The 25824-nt window shown below is 59.9% G+C and carries 25 protein-coding genes; 24 read left to right on the top strand and 1 reads right to left on the bottom strand.

All coding sequences use genetic code 11. The features are described from left to right. From xerD to DW029_RS07975, 24 genes are all read left to right on the top strand, one after another. On the top strand, positions 1–942 hold the full coding sequence (xerD, locus tag DW029_RS08085; protein ID WP_199406619.1) for a site-specific tyrosine recombinase XerD: 942 nt from the start codon (positions 1–3) through the stop codon (positions 940–942). 462 nt (positions 943–1404) lie between these two features. Further along, entirely contained in the window at positions 1405–1839 is a 435-nt protein-coding gene (locus DW029_RS08080; RefSeq protein ID WP_006234269.1) for a division/cell wall cluster transcriptional repressor MraZ, read from the top strand. A gap of 20 nt (positions 1840–1859) precedes the next feature. Then, positions 1860–2825, top strand: coding sequence for a 16S rRNA (cytosine(1402)-N(4))-methyltransferase RsmH (gene rsmH / locus DW029_RS08075; RefSeq protein WP_117734943.1), 966 nt, complete (start codon positions 1860–1862; stop codon positions 2823–2825). A 90-nt stretch (positions 2826–2915) separates the two neighbouring features. Continuing rightward, positions 2916–3386, top strand: a complete 471-nt coding sequence (locus tag DW029_RS08070; RefSeq protein ID WP_022094483.1) for a hypothetical protein — start codon at positions 2916–2918, stop codon at positions 3384–3386. A 182-nt stretch (positions 3387–3568) separates the two neighbouring features. Next, the gene (locus DW029_RS08065) at positions 3569–5269 is read left to right on the top strand and encodes a peptidoglycan D,D-transpeptidase FtsI family protein (protein ID WP_370220254.1); all 1701 of its coding nucleotides are present in this window, start codon (positions 3569–3571) and stop codon (positions 5267–5269) included. 127 nt (positions 5270–5396) lie between these two features. Then, positions 5397–6821 carry a UDP-N-acetylmuramoyl-tripeptide--D-alanyl-D-alanine ligase gene (gene murF / locus DW029_RS08060; RefSeq protein WP_117734945.1) on the top strand — a complete coding sequence of 475 codons (1425 nt, stop codon included), beginning with the start codon at positions 5397–5399 and terminating at the stop codon, positions 6819–6821. 3 nt (positions 6822–6824) lie between these two features. After that, positions 6825–7844, top strand: coding sequence for a phospho-N-acetylmuramoyl-pentapeptide-transferase (mraY, locus tag DW029_RS08055; protein ID WP_089571579.1), 1020 nt, complete (start codon positions 6825–6827; stop codon positions 7842–7844). Between the two features lie 9 nt (positions 7845–7853). Continuing rightward, positions 7854–9260 carry a UDP-N-acetylmuramoyl-L-alanine--D-glutamate ligase gene (gene murD / locus DW029_RS08050; protein ID WP_117734946.1) on the top strand — a complete coding sequence of 469 codons (1407 nt, stop codon included), beginning with the start codon at positions 7854–7856 and terminating at the stop codon, positions 9258–9260. A 36-nt stretch (positions 9261–9296) separates the two neighbouring features. Then, positions 9297–10790 carry a putative lipid II flippase FtsW gene (gene ftsW / locus DW029_RS08045; RefSeq protein WP_117734947.1) on the top strand — a complete coding sequence of 498 codons (1494 nt, stop codon included), beginning with the start codon at positions 9297–9299 and terminating at the stop codon, positions 10788–10790. Beyond that, positions 10780–11895, top strand: coding sequence for an undecaprenyldiphospho-muramoylpentapeptide beta-N-acetylglucosaminyltransferase (gene murG / locus DW029_RS08040; protein WP_117734948.1), 1116 nt, complete (start codon positions 10780–10782; stop codon positions 11893–11895). The genes ftsW and murG overlap by 11 nt, the downstream gene beginning before the upstream one ends. Before the next feature lie 97 nt (positions 11896–11992). Beyond that, a complete protein-coding gene (murC, locus tag DW029_RS08035) occupies positions 11993–13411 on the top strand; it encodes a UDP-N-acetylmuramate--L-alanine ligase (protein WP_117734949.1) in 1419 nt (472 codons plus the stop codon). A 5-nt stretch (positions 13412–13416) separates the two neighbouring features. Further along, positions 13417–14328, top strand: a complete 912-nt coding sequence (murB, locus tag DW029_RS08030) for a UDP-N-acetylmuramate dehydrogenase (RefSeq protein ID WP_006234257.1) — start codon at positions 13417–13419, stop codon at positions 14326–14328. Continuing rightward, the gene (locus DW029_RS08025; RefSeq protein WP_233502158.1) at positions 14285–15541 is read left to right on the top strand and encodes a cell division protein FtsQ/DivIB; all 1257 of its coding nucleotides are present in this window, start codon (positions 14285–14287) and stop codon (positions 15539–15541) included. Before murB ends, DW029_RS08025 begins: the two co-directional genes overlap by 44 nt. Positions 15542–15740: 199 nt before the next feature. Then, positions 15741–16895: a cell division protein FtsZ gene (gene ftsZ, locus DW029_RS08020; RefSeq protein WP_117734951.1), complete on the top strand. Its 1155-nt coding sequence runs from the start codon at positions 15741–15743 to the stop codon at positions 16893–16895. Between the two features lie 209 nt (positions 16896–17104). Then, the gene (locus tag DW029_RS08015) at positions 17105–17905 is read left to right on the top strand and encodes a polyphenol oxidase family protein (protein WP_117734952.1); all 801 of its coding nucleotides are present in this window, start codon (positions 17105–17107) and stop codon (positions 17903–17905) included. Beyond that, positions 17902–18738 carry a phosphate ABC transporter substrate-binding protein gene (locus tag DW029_RS08010; protein ID WP_117734953.1) on the top strand — a complete coding sequence of 279 codons (837 nt, stop codon included), beginning with the start codon at positions 17902–17904 and terminating at the stop codon, positions 18736–18738. Before DW029_RS08015 ends, DW029_RS08010 begins: the two co-directional genes overlap by 4 nt. A 1-nt stretch (position 18739) precedes the next feature. Next, a complete protein-coding gene (gene pstC, locus DW029_RS08005; RefSeq protein WP_117734954.1) occupies positions 18740–19666 on the top strand; it encodes a phosphate ABC transporter permease subunit PstC in 927 nt (308 codons plus the stop codon). 3 nt (positions 19667–19669) lie between these two features. Next, positions 19670–20575: a phosphate ABC transporter permease PstA gene (gene pstA / locus DW029_RS11510; protein ID WP_117734955.1), complete on the top strand. Its 906-nt coding sequence runs from the start codon at positions 19670–19672 to the stop codon at positions 20573–20575. Positions 20576–20587: 12 nt separating this feature from the next. After that, entirely contained in the window at positions 20588–21391 is an 804-nt protein-coding gene (pstB, locus tag DW029_RS11505; RefSeq protein ID WP_117647229.1) for a phosphate ABC transporter ATP-binding protein PstB, read from the top strand. Between the two features lie 92 nt (positions 21392–21483). Next, a complete protein-coding gene (locus DW029_RS07995) occupies positions 21484–22341 on the top strand; it encodes a PhoU domain-containing protein (protein WP_117734956.1) in 858 nt (285 codons plus the stop codon). Between the two features lie 120 nt (positions 22342–22461). Further along, positions 22462–23199: a YggS family pyridoxal phosphate-dependent enzyme gene (locus tag DW029_RS07990; RefSeq protein WP_117734957.1), complete on the top strand. Its 738-nt coding sequence runs from the start codon at positions 22462–22464 to the stop codon at positions 23197–23199. Between the two features lie 60 nt (positions 23200–23259). Beyond that, positions 23260–23985, top strand: a complete 726-nt coding sequence (locus DW029_RS07985; RefSeq protein WP_117734958.1) for a cell division protein SepF — start codon at positions 23260–23262, stop codon at positions 23983–23985. Positions 23986–24000: 15 nt separating this feature from the next. Further along, positions 24001–24288, top strand: coding sequence for a YggT family protein (locus tag DW029_RS07980; RefSeq protein WP_369832059.1), 288 nt, complete (start codon positions 24001–24003; stop codon positions 24286–24288). 61 nt (positions 24289–24349) lie between these two features. Then, positions 24350–25024, top strand: a complete 675-nt coding sequence (locus DW029_RS07975; protein ID WP_117734960.1) for a DivIVA domain-containing protein — start codon at positions 24350–24352, stop codon at positions 25022–25024. Positions 25025–25199: 175 nt separating this feature from the next. On the opposite strand, the gene DW029_RS07970 is transcribed toward DW029_RS07975, so the two are convergent. Next, positions 25200–25730, bottom strand: a complete 531-nt coding sequence (locus DW029_RS07970; protein WP_118345723.1) for a nitroreductase family protein — start codon at positions 25728–25730, stop codon at positions 25200–25202. Positions 25731–25824: the final 94 nt, after the last annotated feature.

Genomic DNA, 25824 nt, shown 5'->3' with positions numbered 1-25824 from the left:
GTGCCGGCGAACAAAGAACATACCGGAGCTACTCCCTCGTCGCTCGCCGTGGCGGCGGGGGAGTATCTCGATTACCTCGCGGTCGAGCGGGGTTTGGCGCGCAACACGATTGCGGCCTATCGTCGTGACCTGACGACGTACTGCGTCTATCTGGAGCGGGCGGGCATCATGTCTTTTGAAGAGGTGACCCGTCAGGTCGTGGAGGGCTTTGTCGCCGACCGTCGCGATGGGGGCTATTCCGATGCCTCGGTGGAGCGTGCGCTTGCGGCAGTGAAGGGCCTGCATGCCTTTTTGGTGCGCGATGGGGCTGTGGCCCAAAATCCAACGGCGGCGTTGCGCCTGCCTAAAAAGGCTGAGCGTTTGCCGGAGTATCTATCGGTGGAGGATGTCTCGGCGCTGCTCGATCAAGACTTCCCCGAGGGCGAGATGGGCTTGCGCGACCATGCCATCTTGGAAGTGCTCTACGGATGCGGTTTGCGTGTGAGCGAGTTGGTGGGGCTCGATGTGGGCGATATCCATATCGACGATGGCTTTGTGCTCGTTCGCGGTAAGGGCTCAAAGGAACGCCTGTCCCCGCTGGTGGGAAGCGCGGCGCGAGCTCTGACGCTCTATGTAACTGAGGGGCGTTCTCGCTTGGCGGCCCATGCCCGCGGAACCGAGACCTCGGCGGTCTTTTTAAATAAGAACGGCCGCCGTCTGTCGCGCCAGGGCATCCATGCCATCTGTGAGCGCTATGGGCGCCAGGTGGGGCTGGTGGGGCTCCATCCCCATACGCTGCGTCACTCCTTTGCCACCCATATGCTTGCTGGCGGCGCAGACCTCCGTGTGCTACAGGAGATCTTGGGACATGCCGATATATCGACCACGCAGGTCTACACGCATGTCGATCGTACGCAACTGACCGAGGTCTATCTGGCGGCGCATCCGCTGGCGCATCGTTAGCACATCGCTGACCTGCAAATTAATAGGTGTTTGGGAACGGGCCCCAGATTGCCGCGGCGTGCTTTTGCGCGTGCATGGGCAATCTGGGGCCCGTTCTATTTTTCGCCACATGTCGTCGCGGTGGTGGGCCGCACGTGCCTTGGGTGGGGGAGTTTGGGGGCGATGTGAACGGCATGTAAAGGGACGCAAAAATCGCCTCAAGGTCAACTTGAAGGTTGAGGATGAACGGCGGGGTGCCACAGGTGGCATCCCGCCGTTGCTGTAAACACAACATATTGTGTTTTCGAACATATGATTGGGGGTGTTTTGCAATATATGGTGGGTGGAGTGGTGGGGCGGAGTGGGGGAAGAGGTGGGGAAAGGTGTTGAAAAATGGGGCAGTTCCCCATATTATTAATGACGTCGACAGGCGGGGTGGTTCCCCGCGTACGTGCCATCTGAGTAACCGAGGGGAGGGCGCACATGGGAATGACTGGCGCATACGAGCGCAATCTCGATGCAAAAGGCCGTCTGTCCCTGCCTGCACCCCTTCGCGAGGAGCTTGGAGAGCACGTTCGCGTGTTCAAAGCCCTGGATGTCGATGCTCTGTACGTGTTCTCTGCCGAGGCCTTCGATAAGTGGGTCGAAGGACTCTTCGCGGGTCGTGAGGGCCACGAGGGTTTTAACCCGCGCGACATCAACGACCAGAAGCTCATGAGGGCGATCAACAAGCGCACCACGTCGATGGACGTGGACAGCGCCGGTCGTATCGGTCTTTCCGAGTCTCTCCGCAAGCAGGCGAACCTCGACCGCGAGGTCACGGTTGTGGGCAACTACGACCACCTTGAGGTTTGGGATCGCGCCGCGGCCGATGAGGACGATGACGACGAGGCCCTGCTGGACCTCTTCTTCTCGTAAGGGCAAGGCACGGGTAACGGATGGAGCGTGGGATCTTGACACAAGAATATCGGCATGAACCTGTCATGCTCGGCGAAGTGCTTGAGTCGCTGCGGCTAAAGAGCGGCTCCGTTGTCTGCGATTGCACCCTTGGCGGTGCCGGCCATTCGGTAAAGATGGCTGCGCAGGTGGGGGAGACGGGCCTTTTGCTCGGCGTCGATCAGGACGACATGGCCCTCGAGGCCGCTGGCGCCCGTCTGGACCGCGAGGTTCCCGGCGTTCCGCACCAGCTGCTGAAGGGCAACTTCGGCGACTTGGACGAGCTGCTTTGCTCGGCCGAGGTGCCCGGGGTCGATGGCTTCCTGTTCGATTTGGGCGTTTCGTCACCGCAACTCGATATCCCTGGCAGGGGCTTTTCGTATAACGAGGACGCCCCATTGGACATGCGGATGGATCCGGGTAATAACACCTTAAACGCAGCTGAGGTCATCAACACCTATAACGAACACGACCTCGCCCGGATTCTACGCGTCTACGGCGAAGAGAAGTTCGCCTCGCAGATCGCGCGCGAGATCGTGCGCCGCCGCGAGCAAGAACCGATCGAAACCACCGGCCAATTTGTCGAGATCATCAAGGCGGGTATCCCGGCCGCCGCTCGTCGGCATGGCGGACACCCGGCCAAGAAAAGTTTCCAGGCCATTCGCATCGAGGTCAATCACGAACTCGATGTGCTCGAACGAGGGCTTGATGCCGCCACCAGGTGGCTCAACCCGGGCGGACGTATCTGCGTCATCTCGTATCACTCGCTCGAGGACCGTATCGTAAAGAACCACTTTAAGGAGATGAGCCAGGGGTGCACGTGTCCGCCGGAGATTCCGGTGTGCGTGTGCGGCAACGTGCCGATACTCAAGGCCATCACTCGCAAACCCTTGGTTGCCCAGCCTGATGAGGTTGAGCGCAACCCTCGGGCGAGATCAGCCAAAATCCGCGTGGCGCAGCGTCTGTAGGCGCGACCGCGCGATATTGGACCTCCCGCTCGCACCATAAACGAAGCTTAAACACACTACCAACGTACTCGGGATGGGAGGCGGCATATCATGGGCTACAACACTTCAAGCGCAGCACTTGCCTATGATATGAACGCCATGCCCGCCTATCGTGAGACGCCGCAGGCCCCCGTTGCTCCCCGTGAGCAGCGCACGCCGCGCTTTGATGTCTACACGGGCGCGGGCCGTCAGGCAAACCAGGCGGTAAGCCCGGTTTTCATGAGCGTTCTTAAAACGTTTTGCATCATTGCGGCTATCTTCATGACGATCGGCGTCGCCCGCGTGGCGCTCGCCGGCGTTACGGCCCAGGTGCTCAACAGCAACGCCGAGCTAACCAACACGCTCGAAAAGGCGACCGATGAGAGCTCCGACCTGGAGGTCATGCATTCGGTCTATGGCGCCGACACGCGCATTCGCGACCTTGCGGGCGCTTATGGCATGGTGGAGCCCAGCGAGAGCGTTACACTTGACTTTTCGCAGGATGCAGCCGCGGGCGCCAACGCGACCGCGACCGCTCAGTAGCAAGACGGTAGCTGAGTATGACAAATGACTATCGCCGCGGTTCCGATGGGGGCCGCGGTTCTGGACGTCCCTCGTCGCGGGGACGTTCTGGTTATCAAGGAACGGGTCGGCAATCTTACAACGCCGGGCGGTCCCGTGGCAACGACCCGGCGTCGCGACTTCGCGGCTCGGGCGGCCCTCAAGTGCATAACACCAGGTCGCGCAAGAGTTCGTCGACCGAATGGCTCACAGGCACGCCGCTGCCTCGCCGCAAAGCCGTCATGGGATTCATTGGGCTTGGCTTGGGCTTGGGCGTCTTTCGCCTTGCCGACTATCAAATTGTCGAAGCCGATAAACTGCGCGAGCGTGCCGATGCGCGGCGCCTGCTTGCGCAGACCCTCTATGCCAAACGTGGCACCATCTACGACCGCAACGGTAACGTGCTGGCGTCGTCGGTCGAATGTCGCAACATCGCCGTGAACCCGCAGCTTGTCGAGGATGTTGACAAGACGGTGTCGGCGCTGGTCAAGGCAACTGGAATCGATAAAAAGACCTGCCGTAAGCTCGTCGAGTCCGATGGAACCTGGGTGTATATCAAGCGCCAGGTGGACGAAGACGATGCTGCGGCGCTGGAGAAGAAGAACCTGCCCGGCGTGCTTTTTGAGCAGGCCATGAAGCGCGTATATCCATACGGCAATCTGGCATCGCAGGTGCTGGGTGTAGTGAATGTAGACAACGACGGCTTGACGGGTCTCGAAAAGCAATACAACAAGCTTCTGACCGGCACGAACGGTTCTCTCGTACGCGAGCGCGCGAGGGACGGCAGCTATATCGCGGGCGGTGCCTATAAAAAGGTGGCTGCGGTCGACGGCGTTGATATCGTGACGACGCTCGATGTCAATATCCAGCGTACGGCTGAGGACGCTCTGGCAGAGGCTGTCGAGAAGACAAAGGCCAAGAACGGCTCGGCTTTGGTCGCCGACCCCACGACCGGCGAAATTCTCGCCGCCTGCTCGTATCCGACCTACGACCAGACCGATTTGGAAAACGCCAAGACCGAGGATATGAACCTGCGCCTGGTAACCGACGCCTACGAGCCCGGCTCGGTCTTTAAGACACTCGTGGCGGGCGCCGGCTTCGACTTGGGCGTAGTGCGATCGAGTACGTCGTTTGAGGTGCCGGCGAGTATCAAGGTGGGCGACGATACCGTCACCGATGCCGACAAGCGCGACTATGCCATGACCATGGATGTGCGCGAGATGATGCGCCGTTCGTCCAACGTGGGCTTTGTCCTGGTGGGGCGCAAAATCGGTGCCGACGACTTTGCCGCCTATGTGGACAAGTGGGGCATCGGTCACAGCTCGGGTGTCGATTTTCCGGGCGAGAGCCTGGGTATCGTCAAGGAGCGTGACCAGTATGACGGCGCCACGCTGGGCTCGATGAGCTTTGGGCAGGCGCTGTCTGTCTCGCCGATTGAGATCGCACGTGCCGTGGGCGGCATCGCCAACGGCGGCGTGATGATGACCCCACACTTCTATAAGTCCAGCAAAGGCGACGAGAAGGACTGGGGCGAAGGCGAGCGCGCGATTTCGGAGGACGCCGCATCGCAGGTGACATCGTGCATGCAGACGGTCGTGTCCGAGGGAACGGGCGTTGGCGGCGCGGTTGACGGCTATGACGTGGCGGGCAAGACCGGTACGGCCGAACGTGCCGACGAGAACGGCGGCTACCTCAAGGAGAACTACATGTCGTCCTTTATGGGCTTTGCGCCGGCGCAATCGCCCAAGGTGCTGTGCTATATCACGCTCGACGGAACGCCGAGCGGCTCAGATGCCGCTGCTGTGCCGTTCCAGTCCATTATGGCCAACGCGCTCGACGTGCTGGGTATCCCGCGCACGAAGTAGGGGGTTACAATCTTTGGGGCGTGGTTTGTTGTCCCATATGAGGGGTGTTCACATGCCCTGCACCACGCATGCGCGGCGCTGGGATACAATACGCCGATAGCATTATTAGGTTTACAGGGGAGCTGCAATGATAGAGATCGCCGTCAACAACCTCGCGGCCGCAACAGGGACCCGAACCGTGACGGGAGAAGTCGATCGGGTATGCCGCGGGTGTGTTATCGACTCGCGCCAGGTCGAGGAAGGGACGATTTTCGTCGCCTTTCCCGGTGAAAACGTCGACGGCAATGATTTTGCTTCCCGTGCCGTCCAGTCGGGTGCCGGCGCCGTCGTGATGACGCGCGAGCCCGAGGCCGAGCTGGTCTCGCTGGCGCAAGACAAGGGCTGTGCCATCCTGCGGACCGATGATCCCGAGGAGTTTATGCTCCGTTTGGCGCACGCGTATCGCCTGGAGCTTGGCTGCCTGGTCGTTGGCATTACCGGTTCCATCGGCAAGACGACGACCAAGGACGTGCTCGCCGCTGTACTCGCCAAGCGCTATCGTGTCTGGGCCACCAAGGGCAATTTCAATAACCTGATCGGCATGCCGCTCACGGTGCTTTCCGCCCCGGCCGATACCGAGGTCCTGGTGCTCGAGATGGGCATGAACCATTTCCACGAGATCGAGCGCCTGTCCCAGTCCGCCAATCCCAACCTTGCCATTGTGAGCAAGATCGGTACCTCTCATATCGGTATTTTGGGCAGCCGCGAGAACATCGCCCGCGCTAAGGCCGAGATTGTCCAGGGCATGTGCGCCGCCGGCGACTATTTGCCGCTGCTGGTTTTGGGCGGCGAGGACGACTTTACGCCGTTCATTCGCGATACGTTCGCCCAGCCCGCTGGTATCGACGTGATGCTGGCCGGCGTCTCGGACGATGATGAGATCCGTGCCCGCGACATTCGTGTTGATGACGAGGGCCGTCCGGTCTTTACGCTCGATTTTGGCCAGGGCGAGACGATCGATACCATGCTTGCCATCCCCGGCGTGCAGTCCGTTCCAAATGCCGTTAAGGCCGCCGCGGTTGCCTATCGCCTGGGTGTGACGCCCGAGCAGATCGATGCTGCCTTTAGGGGCCTCGCAATCACCGGTCACCGCCAGGAGATCAAGCGCGCCAAGAGCGGTGCCCGCGTCATCGATGACTCCTATAACGCTAGCGCCGAATCGATGGCTGCCGGTCTCGATCTACTGTGCTCGCTTTCGTGCACGGGGTCTCGCATGGCGATCCTGGGCGAGATGGGCGAGATGGGCGATGAGGCTCCTCGCATGCATGAGCTCGTGGGCGCCTATGCCGCCGCCAAAAAGCTCGACATGCTGGCGTGCGTGGGTGGTGAGCTGGCCCAGCTTATGGCCGATGCCGCGCGCATGATGGGCATGGACGAGGACCGCATCCAGGTGTTCTCCGATTATCAGCAGGTGCTCGACCGCATGGGCGGCGCGCTTGAAAAACATGATGTTGTACTGGTCAAGGGTTCCCGCTTTGTTGAGCTCGACCGCTTTGTGGAAGGTGTGTGCTAGCCCATGTTCGGCAATCCCTCGTATCCAACGTATCAGGCTTTTTTGGGGCTTGGCATCGCCGCCGCCATTGCGCTGCTGCTCATGCCGTGGTGGATCAAGCTGCTCAAGGTTGAGGGTATCGGCCAGCAGGTTCGTGCCGACGGCCCCAAGCGTCATTTGGTTAAGCAGGGAACGCCCACCATGGGTGGCGTTGTCATCCTCGTCGCGATCTCGCTGACCTGCCTGCTGATGGGCAAGCTCACCACCGAACTCGTGCTCGTGCTGCTCGCCACGCTGGCGACCGGCGTGCTGGGCCTGATCGACGACCTGACTTCCGTTACGCATGGGCGCTCGCTCGGTCTGACGCCCCATGCCAAGATGATCGGCCTAACCATTATCTGTGTCACCTTTACGGTACTTGCCGTCAACTGGTGCGGCGTCGCCCCCGAGATTCGTTTTCCCGGTGGGTTGACGATCGACCTTGGCGTGCTTTCGACTACCATCTGCGGCTATTCGTTCCCGTGGCTCTATATTGTCTTTTGCTGGCTGATGATTGCCGGTCTTTCTAATGCCGTGAACCTGACCGATGGCCTTGACGGCCTTGCTGGCGGCACCTCCATGATCGCCATGCTCGCCATGGCTGCCATGGCGTTTTTGCACGGAGACGTGAACCTGTCCATCTTCTGCACCGCGTGTGCCGGTGCTTGCTTGGGCTTTCTGTGGTTCAACTGCTATCCGGCGAGCATCTTTATGGGCGATACCGGATCGCTTGCCCTGGGCGCCGCGTTTGCCTGCACGTCCATCATGACCAACACCGAGGTCGTCTCCCTCATCATCGGCGGCCTGTTTATCGTTGAGACCCTTTCGGTCATGATTCAGGTTGTCTACTTCCACTTTACGCACAAGCGCGTCTTCCTTATGGCGCCCATCCATCATCATTTCGAAAAGAAGGGCTGGGCCGAGACCAAGGTCGTCATCCGTTTTTGGATTATCGCTGCGGCCTTTGGTGCCGTTGGCCTTGCTCTGTTCTTCCAGTTGGGATAGTGGTCTTTCATGCCTCTTGCTGATGTCTTTAGCCTGCTCGTTTTGGGTCAGGGCAAATCCGGTCTCGATGTCGCCCGCTGGGCGCTGGCGCATCCCGAGCGCGTAAGCGCCGTTACCGTGTATGGCGGTGGCACGTCTGAGCCCAATGACGCCACGCGTGCGCTCGAGGCTGCTGGTGTGTCGTTTGTCTATGGGACCGAACAGGTCGAGGGCGCCTATGACGTATGCGTGACGTGCCCGGGCATCTCGGAGTTCTCGGGCTTCTTTAAGGCCGGGCACGAGCATGCCGCCCAGATTATGGGTGAGCCCGAGTTTGCCTATCGCCTGTCGCCCGATAACTGGATTGCCATTACGGGCACCAACGGCAAGACGACCACCACGTCGCTGACTGATTATCTGCTCAAGGCTGCCGGCGAGGCCAGCGTAGCTGTCGGCAACATCGGCGAGCCGCCGGTCAACGAGATTGACGGCCGAGCCCACAACGAGTGGTTTGTGGCTGAGCTCTCGAGCTATCAGATTGCTACGACCACCGAGCTCCACCCTCGCGTGGCGGTGCTGCTCAACATCACTCCAGACCACTTGGGCTGGCATAAGAGCCATAAGAACTACGCGCTTGCCAAGGTCAAACTGTTTGACAATATGGGCGATGACGATCTGGTGGTTGTCGACGTCGAAGACGCCGGCATTCACGAGTTCGATGAGTACATCTACACGCCGGGTCGTCGCATCTGCAAGGTTGCCTTTGACGAGCCTGAGGGCGAGGATGTCGCCTTTGTGCGCGATGGCAAGATGATCGTGCGCCTGAAGGGCGTCGAGACCCCGCTCATCGCTACATCCGAGCTCAAGATCTCGGGTCATCACAATGTTATCAATGCCCTGTGCGCTGCCACGGCTGCCCTGGCAGTCGGTGCCGATGTCGATGGTGTCTGCCGCGGCCTGGCCTCGTTCCAGCCGCTCGAGCACCGCGTGGAGCCGTGTGGCGAGATTGACGGCGTGCGCTACGTCAACGATTCCAAGGCGACCAACACCGATGCGGTCGAGAAGGCCCTGACGGCATTTCCCGATGACGACGTGATCTTGCTGCTCGGCGGCCACGATAAGGGCACGCCGCTCACGGACTTCGCGCGCGTCGTTATGGATAACGTACGCTCGGTCGTCTGCTTTGGCGATGCACGCGAGCGCTTCACCGCCGCTATGGACGAGGCCGATGTCGATGGCGATGTGGATATCGCCCAGGCGGATGACCTACGCGACGCCGTGGACGTTGCCCGCTCGCTGTCGAGCCGTGGCGACGTGATCTTACTTTCTCCTGCCTGCTCTTCGTTCGATGAGTTCTCGGGCTATGAGGAGCGCGGCCGCGTGTTTAAGGACTATGTGGCCCAGCTTGCCGCTGCGGCGAAATCGCAAATGGAATAGGGGCTGCCGGTGAGAGAGGAGAGCCCCCGACAAGGTATGAGGAGGCCCGACTCGGACCGTGCTTCCTCGCGGCGCAGCAATCCGCGTTCCGGTCGCGGCGGGCAGACGTTTAGCGAACGCTATATTGCCGGCGTTCCCGCCCGTATCATGCGCCCCCGTTTGATATTCATGGCCTGCCTGTTTACCTTGGTGTGCTTTGGCCTGCTGATGGTGTACTCGGCATCTTCGGTCGAGGCACTGCACGAGAATGGCTCGGCGACGTTTTTTTTGGGTCGACAGGCCGCGTTTACCGCGATCGGTGTTCTAGCGCTGATTGCCATCGTGCGCGTTTTGCCGGACAGCTGGTTTGGGGAGGATGTGCTCAGGATCTTCCTTATCGGCATGATGCTCTTGCTTCTGCTGGTTTTCTTGGTGGGCAGCGGCAGCCGTGGCGCCACGCGCTGGCTCAACATCGCCGGCATTCAGTTCCAGCCTTCCGAGTTTTTAAAGCCATTTGCCATCGCGTATTCGGCCATCATGCTCGACCGCTTCTTTTCGCCCGGTGGCAACATCAACGAATTCCTTCGCAAGATGGGCATCTACCTGGGCATTTCGCTCTTTCTGATCTTTATCCAGCCCGATTTCGGTACCGTCCTGATCATCCTGTTGACCCTCATGTGCATGGCGTTGTTCGCGGGTCTCGACCCCAAATTCATCCTCGGCGTGATAATCTTCGGCATTCTCGTGATCGTGATTGCGCTTGTTGCAGAGCCGTACCGTATGGTGCGTATTCAGGTTGCCTTGAACCCTTGGGCCGACGAGTATGGTGACGGCTATCAGGCCACGCTTGCCATCATGGCCTTTGCCTCGGGCGGCCTGTTCGGCCGTGGCATCGGCAACTCAACCATGAAGTACTCGTATCTGCCCGAGGCGCACAACGACTACATCCTGGCCATCATTGGCGAGGAGGCCGGTTTTGTCGGAACCGTGCTGTTCTTCTTGGTGTTTGCGATGCTGATCTACTCGGCGTTTCGCATTGCCGAGCAGGCGACCGACCGTCGCGGAGCGCTTATGGCGTCTGGCTCCGCGGTCATCCTTGCGGTGCAGTTTTTGATCAACGCGCTGGGCATTCTCAATGTGTTTCCCATGACGGGCAAGCCGCTGCCGTTTATTAGCTACGGCGGCTCGTCGATTATTGTGTCGCTTATGCTCGTCGGGTTGATCCTGCGCGTTTCGTACGAGAGCGCCCGCCGCGATGAGCATGACCGCCGCCGTGAGAGCTTTGCCGTTATGGACGAGAGCACCGCCGGCGTTGCCCATGTGCGCGGTGAACGACCTTCGCGTAGCGGCTTTACCGTTCTGGATGGTTCTGCATCCGAGCCGGTAGCCCGTCCACGCCCGCGAACGGCTCCGCAAGGTCGTCCGCAGCGCCCCAGCCCTCGCAACGCGGGCGGCGGATATAATCGAATCGATTTGAACTCGGACCCGTCGGCGCGTCTGCGCACCGACGACCAGGGACCGCGTGTACGAAGGGACTACCATGACCGATAAGATGACCGTTGCTATTGCAGCCGGCGGCACGGCAGGACACATCAACCCTGCGCTCGCCTTGGCCGAAGAGCTGCGTGACCGTGGTCACTACGTTGTGTTCGTGGGCCAGTCGCGCAAGCTCGAGGGTCGTCTGGTCCCCGAGGCCGGGTTTGATTTTGTGCCCATTACGGTCACGGGCTTCGACCGCTCCCGTCCTTGGACGGCGCTGACCTCGCTGTGGCGTGTCAACAAGGCCAAGCGTGCGCTCGCCAGTTATTTCTCAAAGGTCGGCAAGCCCGATGCCGGCATCGGTTTTGGTGCCTATGTCGAGGTTCCGCTGCTGGGGTGGTGCAAGGGCGCGGGCGTTCCGTATCTGCTGCATGAGCAGAACTCTGTTCCGGGCCTGGCCAACAAGATGATGAACTCCCACGCCGCCCGCGTGTGCATCTCGGTGCCGGCAGCGCGCGCGGTCTTTGAGCGCGAAGGCGACCCTGACCATGTGCTCATGACCGGCAACCCCGTACGTCGCTCGGTGATCGAGGGCGATCGCGCTCGCGGCCGCAAGGCACTTGGCGTTCCCGAGGACGCTACGCTGCTGCTCGTCTTTGGCGGTTCACTTGGCGCCCAGCACCTCAACGAGCGCGTGGTTTCGCTCAAAAACGAGCTGCTTTCGCGCAAGAACCTCTATGTGTTGCATTCGACGGGTGCCGACGGCTTTGAGGAGACCGAGCGCGCTTTGGCGCTGACGCCCGAGGAAGCGAAGCGTTACCGCGTCCAGCCTTACATCGACAACATGGGCGATATGCTGGCTTCTGCCGATTTGGCGCTCTCGCGTTCGGGCGCATCGAGCGTGGCCGAGATCGCTGCGCTTGCCGTGCCCTCGGTGCTCGTGCCGTATCCGCATGCGACGGCCGACCACCAAACCACCAATGCCCGTTATCTGGTCGACGCCGGGGCCGGCGTACTTTGCGCCGATGCCGATATCGACGGTTCTGCCTTTGCCGATGAGCTGCTGCACCTGGTCGATGATGCGTCGGCGCGCGACGCCATGCGTCAGGCGGCGCGTGGTCTGGCTCAGGATAGGGCCGCCGCTCTTCTGGCGGATGCGGTAGAGGGTTTGCGTTAGTTAGACGGGATATCGTCGGTCGCCCTCGCGCTGATGCGGTAGGTGCGGTACAGTTAACGGGTTACAGGCAGTGTTTACGCAAGGAGTACACGAGCACATGGCTGATTCCCAGACTGCAACCTCCGCGCCCAAGTTTAAGAGCGCCCACTTTATCGGTATCGGCGGCGCCGGCATGAGCGGCATCGCCCTCGTTCTGCACGAGCGCGGTTATGCCGTTACCGGCTCTGACCTTAAGACGTCACGTTATATCCGCCAGCTTACCCGCGCTGGCGTGAAGGTGCATGTGGGCCATGAGGCCGCCACGATCGACGAGGTCAAGCCCGACGTGGTTGTTGTCTCCACCGCTATTCCGGAGTCCAACCCTGAACTTGTGCGCGCTCGCGAGCTTGGTATTCCCGTGTGGCCCCGTGCCAAGATGCTCTCTGCTTTGGGCCACGGCTACACCACCGTCGCTGTTGCCGGCACGCATGGCAAGACCACCACGTCTTCGATGTGCGCCACCATGCTCGACCGCATGGGCCTGGATCCGAGCTTCTTGATCGGCGGCATCGTCGAGGGCTATGACACGAACGGCAAGAACGGCTCGGGCGACTACTTTGTCGCCGAGGCCGACGAGTCCGACAGCTCCTTCCTGTTCCTGAACCCCAACGTGGTCATTGTGACCAACGTCGAGGCCGACCACCTCGATCACTACTCGGGTATCGAGGAGATCGAGGCAACTTTCGCCAAATTCATGAGCCTGGTGGGCGAGGACGGCACCGTCATCGTCTGCGGTGAGGATCCGCATCTGGTCGAGCTCGCCAAGTCGACGGGCCGTCACGTGCTTTCCTACGGCTTTGCCGAGAGCAACGATGTCGTCTGCGTGCATCCGGATGTCAAGGGCATCCAGAGTGACTTTATCGTTCGCTTTGAGGACGGCACTGAGCACGCTGTGGAGATCAAGAGCAATCCCGGTCGCCACAACATGCTCAACGCCACGGCGGTGCTCACCGTCGCCCATGTCCTGGGCCTTGACATCGACGCCGCCGCCAAGGCGCTCTCGAGCTTTGAGGGCGTCCGCCGTCGTTTCACCCACGTGGGCGATATCGATGGCATCACCGTGGTCGATGATTACGGCCATCACCCCACTGAGATCAAGGCGACGCTTGCTGCCGCTTCGTCGCTGGGCTACAAGCACGTCGACGTCGTATTCCAGCCGCACCGCTATTCGCGCCTGCAGGCCCTGTGCGACGACTTTGCCGATGCATTTGCCAATGCCGATAAACTGCTGCTGATCGATGTGTTCTCGGCTGGCGAGATGCCCATTCCGGGTGTCACCTCTAAGATGCTCGCCGATACCGTGCGCGCCAAGCATCCTGGCAAGGAGGTCGTGTACTGCTCCAGCCGTCTTGAGCTCAATCAGGAGCTCGAGCAGATGGTGGGCGAGGGCGACCTGCTGCTCACCATGGGTGCCGGTGACGTTACGACCGTCGGTCCCGAGTTCATCGAGTATCTGACTGCCAAGAAAGACGCTTAAGTCAAATGGGTCTGTTTAACGCCGTCATGGCGCTCTCGGGCATGATCGACACGGATGTGATCGAGGACGAGCGCCTTGCGCGTCATACGAGCTATCGTATCGGCGGCAAGGCCGACCTCTTCGTGACGTGCCATAGCTATCATGCCCTCCGCCGCGCCGTGGCGGTGCTCGATCGCGAGCAGGTGCCGTGGGTCATCATCGGCAAGGGCTCCAATCTGCTGGTTGCCGATGGTGGTTATCGCGGTGCCGTCATTTCGCTCGGACGTGAGTTTCAGCGCACGGTTGTTGCCGATGACGGCTGTACGCTGACGGTCGGTGCGGGCGTGATGTTTGCGCGCCTGGTCAACGATGCCCTGTCGCGTAGCCTCTCGGGCCTTGAGTTTGCCGTTGGCATCCCTGGTTCGGTCGGCGGTGCGATATCTATGAATGCCGGCACACGGACCGAGTGGATTGGCTCGCTGGTCGAGGATGTCGTAACGTTTGACCCGGCATCCGGTATCAAGCATTATGCGGGGTCCGAGATCACTTGGGGCTACCGCGAATGTAGCCTTCCCCGCAATGAGATTATCCTCGAGTGCGTGCTCAAGCTTAAACCGGCGCCCAAGGCCGACATTCGCGAGCGCATGGAGCGGTACCTGACGAGGCGCAAGCGTACACAGCCCATGGGTCGCGCATCCTGCGGGTCGGTCTTTCGCAACCCGCCCGATGCGAGTGTGGGCAAGCTTATCGAGGATTGTGGATTAAAGGGTTTTTCGATTGGCGGCGCGGAAGTATCGCCCGTTCACGCTAATTTTATCGTTAATAACGGAACTGCCTCGGCCGATGACGTTGCCGCGGTTATCAGACATGTGCACGGAAAGGTGAGGGAGGCGTATGGCATCGAGCTCAGACCGGAAGTTAAATTCCTCGGCTTCTAGAGCATCGAAACCCACCTTCCGCCGCGCCGGAGGGCGTTCCGGCGCGCCTGCCAAACCTCAACGCAATACCGTCGCGCACTCTAAGTCTGTCGGGCATGCTCGACAGGCCAGTCGTCCGGTCGTCGGCTCGCAGCTCGGTAATCGTCCGGCCGCAAAAAAGTCCTCGCGTCCCTCGGTGACGTCAAAGCCTGTTATGGGCGCCAAGCCTGCCCGTCCCATGGCAGCTCCTAAGCCCTCGACGGGAACTAAAGCGGCGCGTCCGGGTCGCATGCTAGGCACATCGAAACCGCGCTCGCTGATATCGGTGTCGGCTACCGCCGAGAAGCCTTCGGGTAAAAAAGGCGTCAACCCGTTGTCTTCACTTGGGGCGATGGCAAATAAAACATCAGACGCCGCTTCTGTCGTTGCAGGCAAAGGCAAAATCCTGGGCGGCGTTCTGGCCGTCTTGGCCGTGCTCGTCGTCGTTGCCATCGTGGTGATCAACTCTGGATTGTTTACCGCCACTGATATTCAGATTCAAGGCAGCGAGCATGTGACGAAGCACGATGCTGTCCAGCTGATCGATTTGCCCGAGGGAACGTCGCTTTTTAACGTCGATCCCGACCAGATTACCGAGGACCTCAAGCAGAACCCGTGGGTCTCGGGCGTGGATGTCCAGCGTCAGTTCCCGCATACGCTCATCATTACGCCGATGGAGCGCAAGGTCATTGCAATTGCCTATATCAGCTCCGATGACCTTGCCTGGGCCATCGGTGATGATGACACCTGGATCGCCCCGCTGTCGACGTCGGTCGAAGTGGACGACCAGGGCAACGTCATCACGACAGGGCAGGGCTCAAATACCCTGACCGGCATTGATGCCGCACTGGCGCTCGCTAAGCACTATGGCGCGGTGTTGCTGACTGATGTCTCGGCGGATGTCGCTCCGGTTTCCGGCCAGGCGGTGAGCTCCAAGGCCGTTAAGGCTGGCTTGGATTATGTGCGTGGTTTTTCGAGCGAGTTCTTGGGACAAGTCAAGGATATTTCCACGCCTTCGGTCGAAGCCATCTCGGCAAACCTCAATAACGGCATTGAGGTGTCGCTGGGCGATTCGGACGATATCGCCAAGAAAGAACGCGTAGTCACTAAGTTGCTTTCGCAGGTAGAGGGCGTAACGTATATCAACGTGCGCTCTCCGGGCAACTACACATTTAGGAACGCTCCGACCTCGTAGCGCTGGTTGATGCTTTGTTGAGGGGCCATGCCACGCCGTTTATCTGGTTTGTTTGGTTTTCACGGTCAATTATTTGACTGATACGTTCATAATGTGCAAACATAATACGGTTTACCTTTGCATTTACTTTCAACCTGAAGGTTAATGTGCGCAGGGGTCGACCCATGCTATGGCTATAACCTTTGTTCGGAGGACCGACATGCACGAGACAGAGATCAACAACTACCTTGCCGTCATTAAGGTGGTCGGCGTCGGCGGCGGCGGTACCAACGCGGTCAATCGAATGATCGAAGAGGGCATCCGCGGCGTCGAGTTTGTTGCCATCAACACCGATGCTCAGGCACTCGCGATCTCTGATGCCGATATCAAGGTGCACATCGGCACCGACCTTACCCGCGGCCTGGGCGCCGGCGCCAACCCCGAGGTTGGCCGCAAGGCTGCCGATGAGTCCCGCGACGACATTGCCGAGGCGCTCGCTGGCGCCGACATGGTGTTCATCACCTGCGGCGAGGGCGGTGGCACCGGTACCGGTGCTGCTCCCATCGTTGCCGATATCGCGATGAACGAGGTCGGCGCACTGACCGTCGCCGTCGTGACCAAGCCCTTCACCTTCGAGGGCCGCAAGCGCAAGAAGAGCGCCGAGGAGGGCATCAAGACCCTCTCCGATTGCGTCGACACCATGATCGTCATTCCTAACGATAAGCTGCTCGACATCGCCGAGAAGAAGACCACCATGCTCGAGGCCTTCGCGATTGCCGATGGCGTCCTTTCCCAGGGCACCCAGGGCATCACCGACCTCATCACCGTCCCCGGTATCATCAACCTGGACTTCGCCGATGTTAAGACCATCATGAAGCAGGCCGGTACCGCCATGATGGGTATTGGTACCTCTTCTGGGGATACCCGTGCCGTCGACGCTGCCCAGCAGGCCATCTCCAGCCCGCTGCTCGAGAGCTCCATCGATGGCGCCACGCGCGTGCTGCTCTCCATCGCCGGTTCCAAGGACCTGGGCATCCAGGAGATCAGCGACGCCGCCGACGTTGTCGCCAACGCCGTCGACCCCGAGGCCAACATCATCTTCGGTACCGTTGTCGACGAGTCCCTGGGCGATCAGGTGCGTATCACCGTCATCGCTACGGGCTTCTCCGACTCCAACGTCAACCGTCAGGACGAGCTCTTTGCTGCTCAGCAGTCTCAGAGCAAGGTCGCTGCCTCCGCTGAGCCGCAGCGCACCGCTCCTGCCGCCAGCCCGGCTCAGGCCGCTCCGACCCGCAACGTCGGTGGCACCGAGCTTCCTAACTTCGGCAACGATCAGTTCGAGCTTCCCGACTTCCTGAAGCGCGGTAGCTTCTAAGTCGTTCTTTGCATTGTTGTGCACAGGGGCGTGTCCGTATGGATGCGCCCTTTTTATTTCGACTTTGTAAACTAGAACCTCTAATCTCTTTACGTTCCCTTTACGATTGCCTCCAGTGCAGCAGGTATCCTTTTAAGGAAGTATGACAGCCGTATAAACGCGGGCTGTAGCGGCGATGCCGCGTACTTGTGTTATTAGGAGGCTTTGGTATGGCAGCACGTGCGGACAAAGTTTCGCGTGTCGACCATGATGGAGTTACGTTGGTGGAGGGCGCGACATCCTATGTTCGCTTTGCCTTCACCGAGCGCGTCGGTGGTGTTTCCGAAGATGCGTACTCCTCACTCAACTTGGGCTCGCATGTTGGCGATGATCCCTTTGCTGTTCAAGAAAATCGTCGTCGCGCGCTCGAGGCTATGGGCGCCGCCGAGTGCGAGCACAACCTGCTCGTTCCCAATCAGATCCATGGTGACCATATCGTTGCGGTGACCTCGAACGGCGCCGATGACCTTGAGGACGTTCGCGAGCAGATTGCCGAGGGCTGCGATGCCATCGTCTGTACGGCGCATAACGTGCCCGTGCTGCTCTGCTTCGCCGACTGCGTTCCCGTGGTGCTGGTGGCCCCCGGCGGATTTGCCGTGGTGCACTCCGGTTGGAAGGGCACGATTGCACGTATTTCCGCCAAGGCGTGCCAGGCGCTTTGCGATGCTGCCGGCTGCGATGCGAGCGACGTTTCCGCCTATATCGGTCCCCATATCTTGGGTGACGAATATGAGGTGTCCCAGGAACTCATGGATCGCTTTGCCGCCGAGTTCTCGTGCATCGATGCGAGCATCTCTCGCATGCTCGATCTTTCCGCTGCCATTTGCGAGGCACTGGTAGATGTCGGTGTCGACGCGGATAATATCGTGGATACCCAGCTTTCGACTGTGCGTCAGAACGACCGCTTTTATTCCTACCGTAACGAGAACGGCACCTGTGGGCGCCATGCTGCGATCGGCGTGATGCTATGAGAAAGATCGTATCGGTCCTGAGCGCCGCTGTGCTTACGCTTACGCTGTGCGCCTGTTCTTCGGGATCTTCTACTTCTTCCATTACCGTCGCCGGCTCGACCACCTGCCTACCCATTGCCGAGATTGCGGCCGAGGGCTTTAAGGAAGAGACCGGCATCGACGTACTTGTCTCCGGTCTGGGCTCCTCTGCGGGCATCGAGGCCGTCAGCAACGGCACGGCCGATATCGCCAGCTCATCTCGCGGCCTCAATGCCGACGAGCAGGATCTGGGCCTGACCCCGATTGTGATCGCGCACGACGGCATCGCGGTCATCGTGAACGACGATAACCCGGTCGATAACCTCTCGACCGGGCAGCTCCGCGATATTTACGCCGGCAAGATCACCAACTGGAAGGAAGTCGGCGGAGAGGACCTGAAGATCCAGGTCATCAACCGAGATGAGGCGTCCGGCACGCGTGAGGCATTTCGCACCATCGTGATGGACGGCACCCCGTTCGATCGTCGCTCGGCCGTTCTTTCGGGCACGGGTCAGGTGCGCGACGTGGTATCTCGTTCGCGCGGTGCCATTGGCTACATTTCGCTGGGCTTCGTCGATAGCCTCAACGCCAAGACCTCGGTCAAGGCCGCCTCGGTCAATCATGTTGAGGCGTCCGAGAAGACGGTCGCGAGCGGCGGCTATCCCATCTCGCGTGACCTGTACTTCTTTGTGAAGGGTGCGCCTTCGCAGCAGGCGCAGGATTACATCGACTACGTGACGTCCGAAAAGATGGACAAGCAGATTCGCGAGGCGGGCTTTATCCCCGTCACCAACGACGAGAAGGGGAGTGAGTAGCATGGAAGCACAGGAAAACTCCCAGACTGAGCAGAATGTTCAGGCGCCCAAGAAGCGCGAGCTGGCGCTCGTATCGCGCAGTACCTATATCAAGGAGAAGGCGCTGCAGTGGATCTTCTTTGCCTGCGCGTTCTTGGCGGTCGTTACCGTCATCCTGATTTTTGTCTTTACCACGTACTCGGCGCTGCCCGTCTTTACCGACATTGGCCTGGCGAACTTCTTCAGCTTTACGTGGGCGCCCTCCGAGGGCCACTACGGCATTATGTCGCTGCTGGCCGGCTCGGGTCTCGTGACTGTCGGTGCGCTCGCCATGGGTGTGCCGCTAGGTGTGGGTACGGCCGTGTATCTGGTCGAGATCGCCAGCAAGCGCGTGCGCAAACTCATCAGCCCCGCCGTCGACCTGCTGGCGGGCATTCCCTCCATCATCTACGGTTTCTTTGGCATGATTATCATCCGTCCGTTTATCGCGCAACTGACCGGCGGTCTTGGTTTTGGTGCGCTGACGGCGTGGTTCGTGCTTGCTATCATGATCGTCCCTACCATCACCACGCTCACCATCGATGCTCTCAATTCCATTCCCATGGGCATTCGCGAGGCATCGTATGCCATGGGCGCCACCAAGTGGCAGACCATCTATAAGGTCGTGCTACCTGCCGCCAAGCTGGGTATCGTGGATGCCATCGTGCTGGGTATGGGCCGTGCCATCGGTGAGACCATGGCCGTGCTCATGGTCGTGGGTAACGCTCCGGTTATTCCCGACAGCATTGCGAGCCCCATCTCGACGCTCACGAGCCAGATCGCGCTCGACATGAGCTATTCCTCGGGTCTGCACCGCTCGGCGCTGTTCGGCATGGGTGTGGTCCTGTTTATCATCTCCGCCGCGCTGGTGGGCATCGTCCGTCTGATTTCCAAGAAGAAGAGGGGGTAGGCTATGTCCGATTCCGTTGACACGACGGTCGATGCGACCTCGTCGCGCGAGCGCATCAAGCGTGCCCTTTCCCACGGCAAGAAGGGCCGCATCAACAAAGACCTGTCCAATAAGATCATGCTTGGCGTGTTCCGTGCCGCAGCATACATCACCACGCTGGTGCTGGTCGCTATCATCGCCTACGTGGTCATTAACGGTCTGCCGCATATCTCGTTCGACTTTATCTTCGGTTGGCCCCAGGGCGTCAACGCCGAGGGCGGCATTTGGCCCACGATCGTCTCGACCGTCTACGTGACGGCGCTCGCCATGCTTATCTGCACGCCGATCGCTGTGCTGGCAGCCGTCTATCTGGCCGAGTACGCCAAGCAGGGCAAGGTCGTCGAGCTCATACGCTACGCTGCTGACGCTTTGGCGTCGGTGCCCTCCATCGTTATGGGCCTGTTTGGCTACGCCTTGTTTGTCGAGGCCATGGGCCTGGGCCTTTCGATGGTCTCTGCCGCTCTGGCGCTGGCGCTTCTGATGCTGCCTATCGTCATGCGCACCACCGAAGAGGCCATTCGCGCCGTTCCGCGCTATATCCGTTGGGGCGCGTACGGCTTGGGCGCCACCAAGTGGCAGGTCGTCTCCAAGATCGTACTTCCTTCGGCCTTTGGTCGCATTGCCACCGGCATCGTCCTTGCCATCGGCCGCGCCATCGGCGAGACCGCCGTGGTGCTCTACACCATGGGCCAGGCCATCAATCTACCTATTTCGCCGCTCGATTCCGGCCGCCCCATGACGGTTCACCTGTACCTGCTTGCCAACGACGGCATCAACATGAACGCGGCCTACGGCACCGCGCTTTTGCTGATGGCGATTATTCTGGCCTTCAACCTGTTTGCGCGCTACCTGTCGCGCAAACGCCGCTAATTAAGGAGTCCCATGTCCGTCTATCAGTCCGCTCCCACGCCGGAGCAAGCAGCCATCACGGCCAAGGATTTCAACTTTTGGTACGGTGACTTTCATGCGCTGACGGGGCTCGACCTCAACATCGCAAAAAACGCCATCACCGCCTTCATTGGCCCTTCAGGCTGCGGCAAGTCAACGTTTTTGCGTTGCATCAACCGTATGAATGACCTTATCGAGGGTACCCGCGTCGAGGGTACCATGACGCTCGACGGCAATGATATCTATGCCGAGGGTGTCGACCCGGTCGACCTCCGTCGTCGCGTGGGCATGATCTTTCAGCAGCCCAACCCGTTTCCCAAATCCATCTACGAGAATGTCGCCTTTGGCCCTCGTCTGCAGGGCGTGACTAGCAAAAGCGACCTCGATGACATCGTGGAAGAATCGCTCAAGCGCGCCAACCTCTGGAAAGAGGTATCCAATCAGCTCAACAAGGATGGTTTGGCGCTCTCGGGCGGTCAGCAGCAGCGTCTGTGCATCGCCCGCGTGCTTGCGGTGCAACCCGATGTCCTTCTGATGGACGAGCCCTGCTCCGCCATCGACCCCACGTCCGTCTCTAAGGTCGAGGATCTGATGGCCGAGCTGGCGCCCGAGATGACGATTATCATCGTCACGCATTCTATGCAGCAGGCAGCTCGTATCAGCGACTACACCGCATTCTTCTTGCAGGAAGTTGCCGGCGAGCCCGCCACGCTCATCGAGTATGGTCAAACCGACGCGATCTTCACCAGCCCGGTGGACTCGCGTACGGAAGACTATATCACCGGCCGCTTTGGCTGATCGGTGCGACTAGTCCCAAGCCGATCGGACCTGGTCCGGTGCGTATTCACTGTGCGGGCGGCATGACCGCACCCAACTGATTGGAGTGAACCATGCGCAAACTGTTTTCCCGTCAGCTCATCGAGGCCCGTCACGAGATGCTGAGCATCTATGAGGCCGTCGATCTGGCCCTCCACGATGCCGTAAAGGCCTATGTGACCGACGACCGCAAGCTCGCCACCAAGACCAAGAAGCGCACGCTTTCGATTGACGCACGCTGCGCCAACCTGGAGGCCGTCTGCTACAACCTGATTGCCACGCAGTCACCGGTCGCCTCCGACTTCCGCCTGCTTCAGACGATCATCTATGTTGACTTTAACCTGCAGCGCATGACCGATAAGGTCCGTCAGATTTGCCGCGCCACGCGTCATATGATCAAGGCCGACATCTCGCTGCCCAAGGAGCTTGTCGGCACGGTCGAGGCCGAGGCTGAGGCCGTCTACCAGGTGCTGGGCTCTTCGCTTTCTGCGCTTGTCACCAATGACATGTCCATCATCTGCAACCTGGCCGTCGAGGACGAGCCAGTGCACGCTGCCTACGAGAAGTTCTTCCGCACCTTTAACCGTATGGACACGGGCGACTTTATGGACGACGACAGCAACTATGACGACCTGCGTCGCGCCATCATGGTTTCACGCTACCTCGATCGCATCGCTTCGATTTCCATCGATGCCGCTTGCCGTCTGACCTTCCTGTTGACTGGTCAGCGTATGAACGCCGGCGATATCGCCCGCACTGATGAGGATGAGCTCGAGAGCATGCGCGTTCCTTCGGGCGAGGGTGTTATCATGAGGCCCGCCGTCGATGCTCGCTATGTTGCCAAGGTGCCTGCTAACGAGGTTAGCGAGGGCCTGCGCTACCTGCTGGATCATCTTGAGGATGAAGACGATGGCGAGGACGACGAGGAGTAGGGTAGCTCCGCTCGTTGAGAGATTGTAAATACCTGAGGGAGCGCGGCCTTGCGGATGCGGGGCCGCGCTCTTGCGTTAGCATGGGACTACTTGTTGTGCTGTCTGCGGAGGCGATTTGCCATGGATAACTATTTAGACTTGATGCGCGCTCGCCGCGAGCAGATACTCGAGCGCTTTTATGCCGCGCTCGATCGCGCTGGGAGGCCCCACGATGCCGCGCGTTTGATTGCCGTGTCCAAGACCGTCGGCGTTGACGAGACCATCGCTGCCATTCGGGCGGGGTATCGCCATTTTGCCGAGAACCGCCCGCAAGAGCTCGTCCGCAAGCTTACGGGTCTGGCGGAGCATCCGGAGCTGCCCGAGGTGCGTTTCGATATGATCGGCAACCTGCAGACCAATAAGATCAATGCGGTGCTGGGCTCAGCCGAGCTAATCCATTCGGTGGGGTCGCTTCATCTGGCGCAGGCTATCTCGAGCCGTGCGACTCGTAAGATCGAAGCGGGCGAGCTGGTTGCTCCCCAGCAGGTGCTGATTGAGGTCAACGTGAGCGGCGAGGAGTCCAAGGGCGGTTTTTCGCCCGATGAGATTCGCGCCGCCGCGGGTGAGCTTGCAGAGCTTGAGGGAATTTGCGTGCAGGGGCTTATGACTATGGCGCCCCGGGGGAATAAGGATGTGGCACGCCGCACCTTTGCGGGGCTTCGTGAGCTGAGGGATGAGCTGGAGGCAGCGCATCCCGATTTGAACCTGCCTGAGCTTTCCTGCGGCATGAGCGAGGACTTTGAGCCTGCCCTTGAGGAGGGCTCTACGCTCGTTCGCCTGGGCAGGGTAGTATTTAGCCCGGAGTTTGCAGTAAAATAGGGCTCTGAAGTGCGCACTGGTTTACAGAGCGCCTGCACTAAACCGTGAGAGGACACAACCATGGGCTTCCTTGACGAGATTAAAAATAAGATGCACCTGGGCGGCCAGCAGGGTTACGACCAGGGCTATAGCCAGGATGACGACTACGGCTACGATGACGGCTACGACGACGGCTATCAGGGCGGCGGCTACAGTGGTGCTTCGGGCGAGGGCTTCTATACCCAGGACGAGCCGAGCAACGGCCTGCTGGGCCAGACGCGCCGCGGTGAAGCTGAGTCGGTTGCCGTGTATACGCGCTCCGGTCAGCTGGTCGGCGATGACTCGCGTCATGCAACGACGTACAATCCGCCGTCGCGTTCTCAGGATACGGTCACCGGTGGCTATCGTCCCGGCGCCTACGACACGCCGTCGAGTTATGCCGAGAGCGCCCGTGCTCGCGCCGCGGCGCCTGCGCCCGCCCCTGCGCCGAGCGACGCCTCGGCCTATGCGAGCAACATCATCAACGCCACGCCGCAGCTGCCTGCCTATGTCCTGCGTCCCGAGAGCTATGATGACGTTGAGACCGTTGTCCGTCGTGTGCGTACCAAACAGCCCGTCGCGCTGATTTTTGTCGGCGTTCGCACCGAGGTCGCCAAGCGTGTCCTGGACTTTAGCTATGGCTTTGCCTGTGGCCTGGGCGCTACGGTCAAGGAGGTGGGCGACCGCGTGTTCATGGTGCTGCCCGCCGGCTGCGAGGTCAAGGATTCGGACCTCAAGAAGCTTCGTGCCGACGGCTACCTTAAGTAAACCCAAGACGAGGAGATTCTCATCAACATCTACACCATTGTCCAGCTGGTCAACACGCTGTTCAACTTCTACTCCACGCTCATCGTGGTCTATTGCTTTATGACGTGGATTCCCATGAAGCAGGGCGGCCTGCTGCAGGATATCGCTGCAGTGCTCGATAGCGTCTGCGGCCCGTGGCTCAACCTCTTTCGTCGGTTTATCCCGCCGATGGGCGGCGTTGATTTTTCGCCGGTCGTTGCGATTATTGCGTTGCAGTTGGTGCAGAGACTGGTTCTGCAGCTTCTTATAGGTATACTCGTATAGAACTGACTTAGTAACTTACGTCGGGCGTGTAGCGCCGAGGCGATGAAAAAGGAGACTTGTTATGGCTATTACCCCTGCAGACATCCAGGCTCAGACTTTCTCTGAGGCCAAGCGTGGCTACGATCCTGCCGAGGTCGACGTCTTCTTGGAGACGCTGTCTTCCGAGGTTGACGCTATGCTCGCTAAGATCGTCGACCTTAAGGGCCGTCTGACTGCTACTGAGCAGCAGCTTGCCGATGCACAGGCTCAGCTTGCCCAGGCTCAGGATACCGCCGCCCAGGCCGCCCCTGCCGCCCCCGTGGCCGCTCCCGCCCCTGACTTCTCCGCTCAGGAGCGCCAGATTTCCGCTGCCCTGATCGCTGCTCAGCAGACCGCTGAGACCATCGTCAACGATGCCAATGAGAACGCTGAGCGTATCCGCAACGAGGCTGACGCCAAGGCCCGCGAGGTTATCCGCCAGGCTCTGACCGAGAAGCAGGCCGAGCTCGAGGAAATCGACCGTCTGAAGGCTTCCCGCGAGGAGTTCAAGGCCGAGTACCTCAAGCTCATCCAGCACTTTATGGACGACGCCCAGAACTCCTTCCCGGCCGACCTCATGGCCTCCACGCCGGTTGGTTCTGCCGCTTCTCCTGCGGTGACTGTTCCCGCCGAGCCGCTGCCCGTCGCCGATCCGGTTGTCCCCGTGGCCGATCCCTTCGCCCCGATCGACAACTTCGCTGCCGACGACCTGGACTAACATTCGGTCTACAATTTAGTGCCTAGAAAGGACCCGCAGCTTGCGGGTCCTTTTTTATGACTGTGCAGGGTGTGCAGGGGTGCGCAACATAAAAAACCGAGCCCTGCACATAGTGGCGCAGAACTCGGTGAACGGGTGAGCGGTCAAGGGTAGGTTTGCGGCATGTCCCAAAAATCTACTTGAGGAGGAAGTCGGAGAGGGGAATGGTGCGGGCCTCTCGATGCTCGGGGTCGGTGATATGGTCGGCAGGATAGCCACAGACGAGCATGTGATAGGGATAGACACCCTCGGGCAGGTCGAACTGCTCACGGGCCACCTCAGGCTTAAAATGGCACACCCAGCACGTTCCCAGGCCCTGCTCGGTGGCCTCCATCATCATCTGATCACACACGATGGACGTATCGATTTCACTGGAATTCATCTGATCATACGGGCGCACCCAAGCATCATCGGTAACGCTGCAAATGAGGAAGACAAGCGGAGCCCCAAAGATAGACCCATCACGAGCAAACCGAGGCTGACAAGCAGCAGCCTTCTCCAACAGCTCGGGCGTATCCAGCACCATTACACGAGAAGGATGATTATTACAAGCAGAAGGAGCAATCCGCCCAGCTTCAACAACAGCATCCACCACAGCTTGCTCAACAGAACGATTCTCAAACTCGCGACAAGAATACCGAGACCGAGCCAGATCCAAATAAGACATACAAGCCCTCCAACAATTAAAAATCAAACAAACCCAAAGTAACCCAAACAATACCCAAAGCAGCAATCAGCCAAACGCTCATCAAGGGCCAAAG

The sequence above is a fragment of the Collinsella sp. AF38-3AC genome (assembly GCF_003474365.1).
Taxonomy (GTDB): domain Bacteria; phylum Actinomycetota; class Coriobacteriia; order Coriobacteriales; family Coriobacteriaceae; genus Collinsella.
Note: the sequence above shows the minus strand (reverse complement) of the source record. Positions and strands in the feature narration are given on the sequence as shown.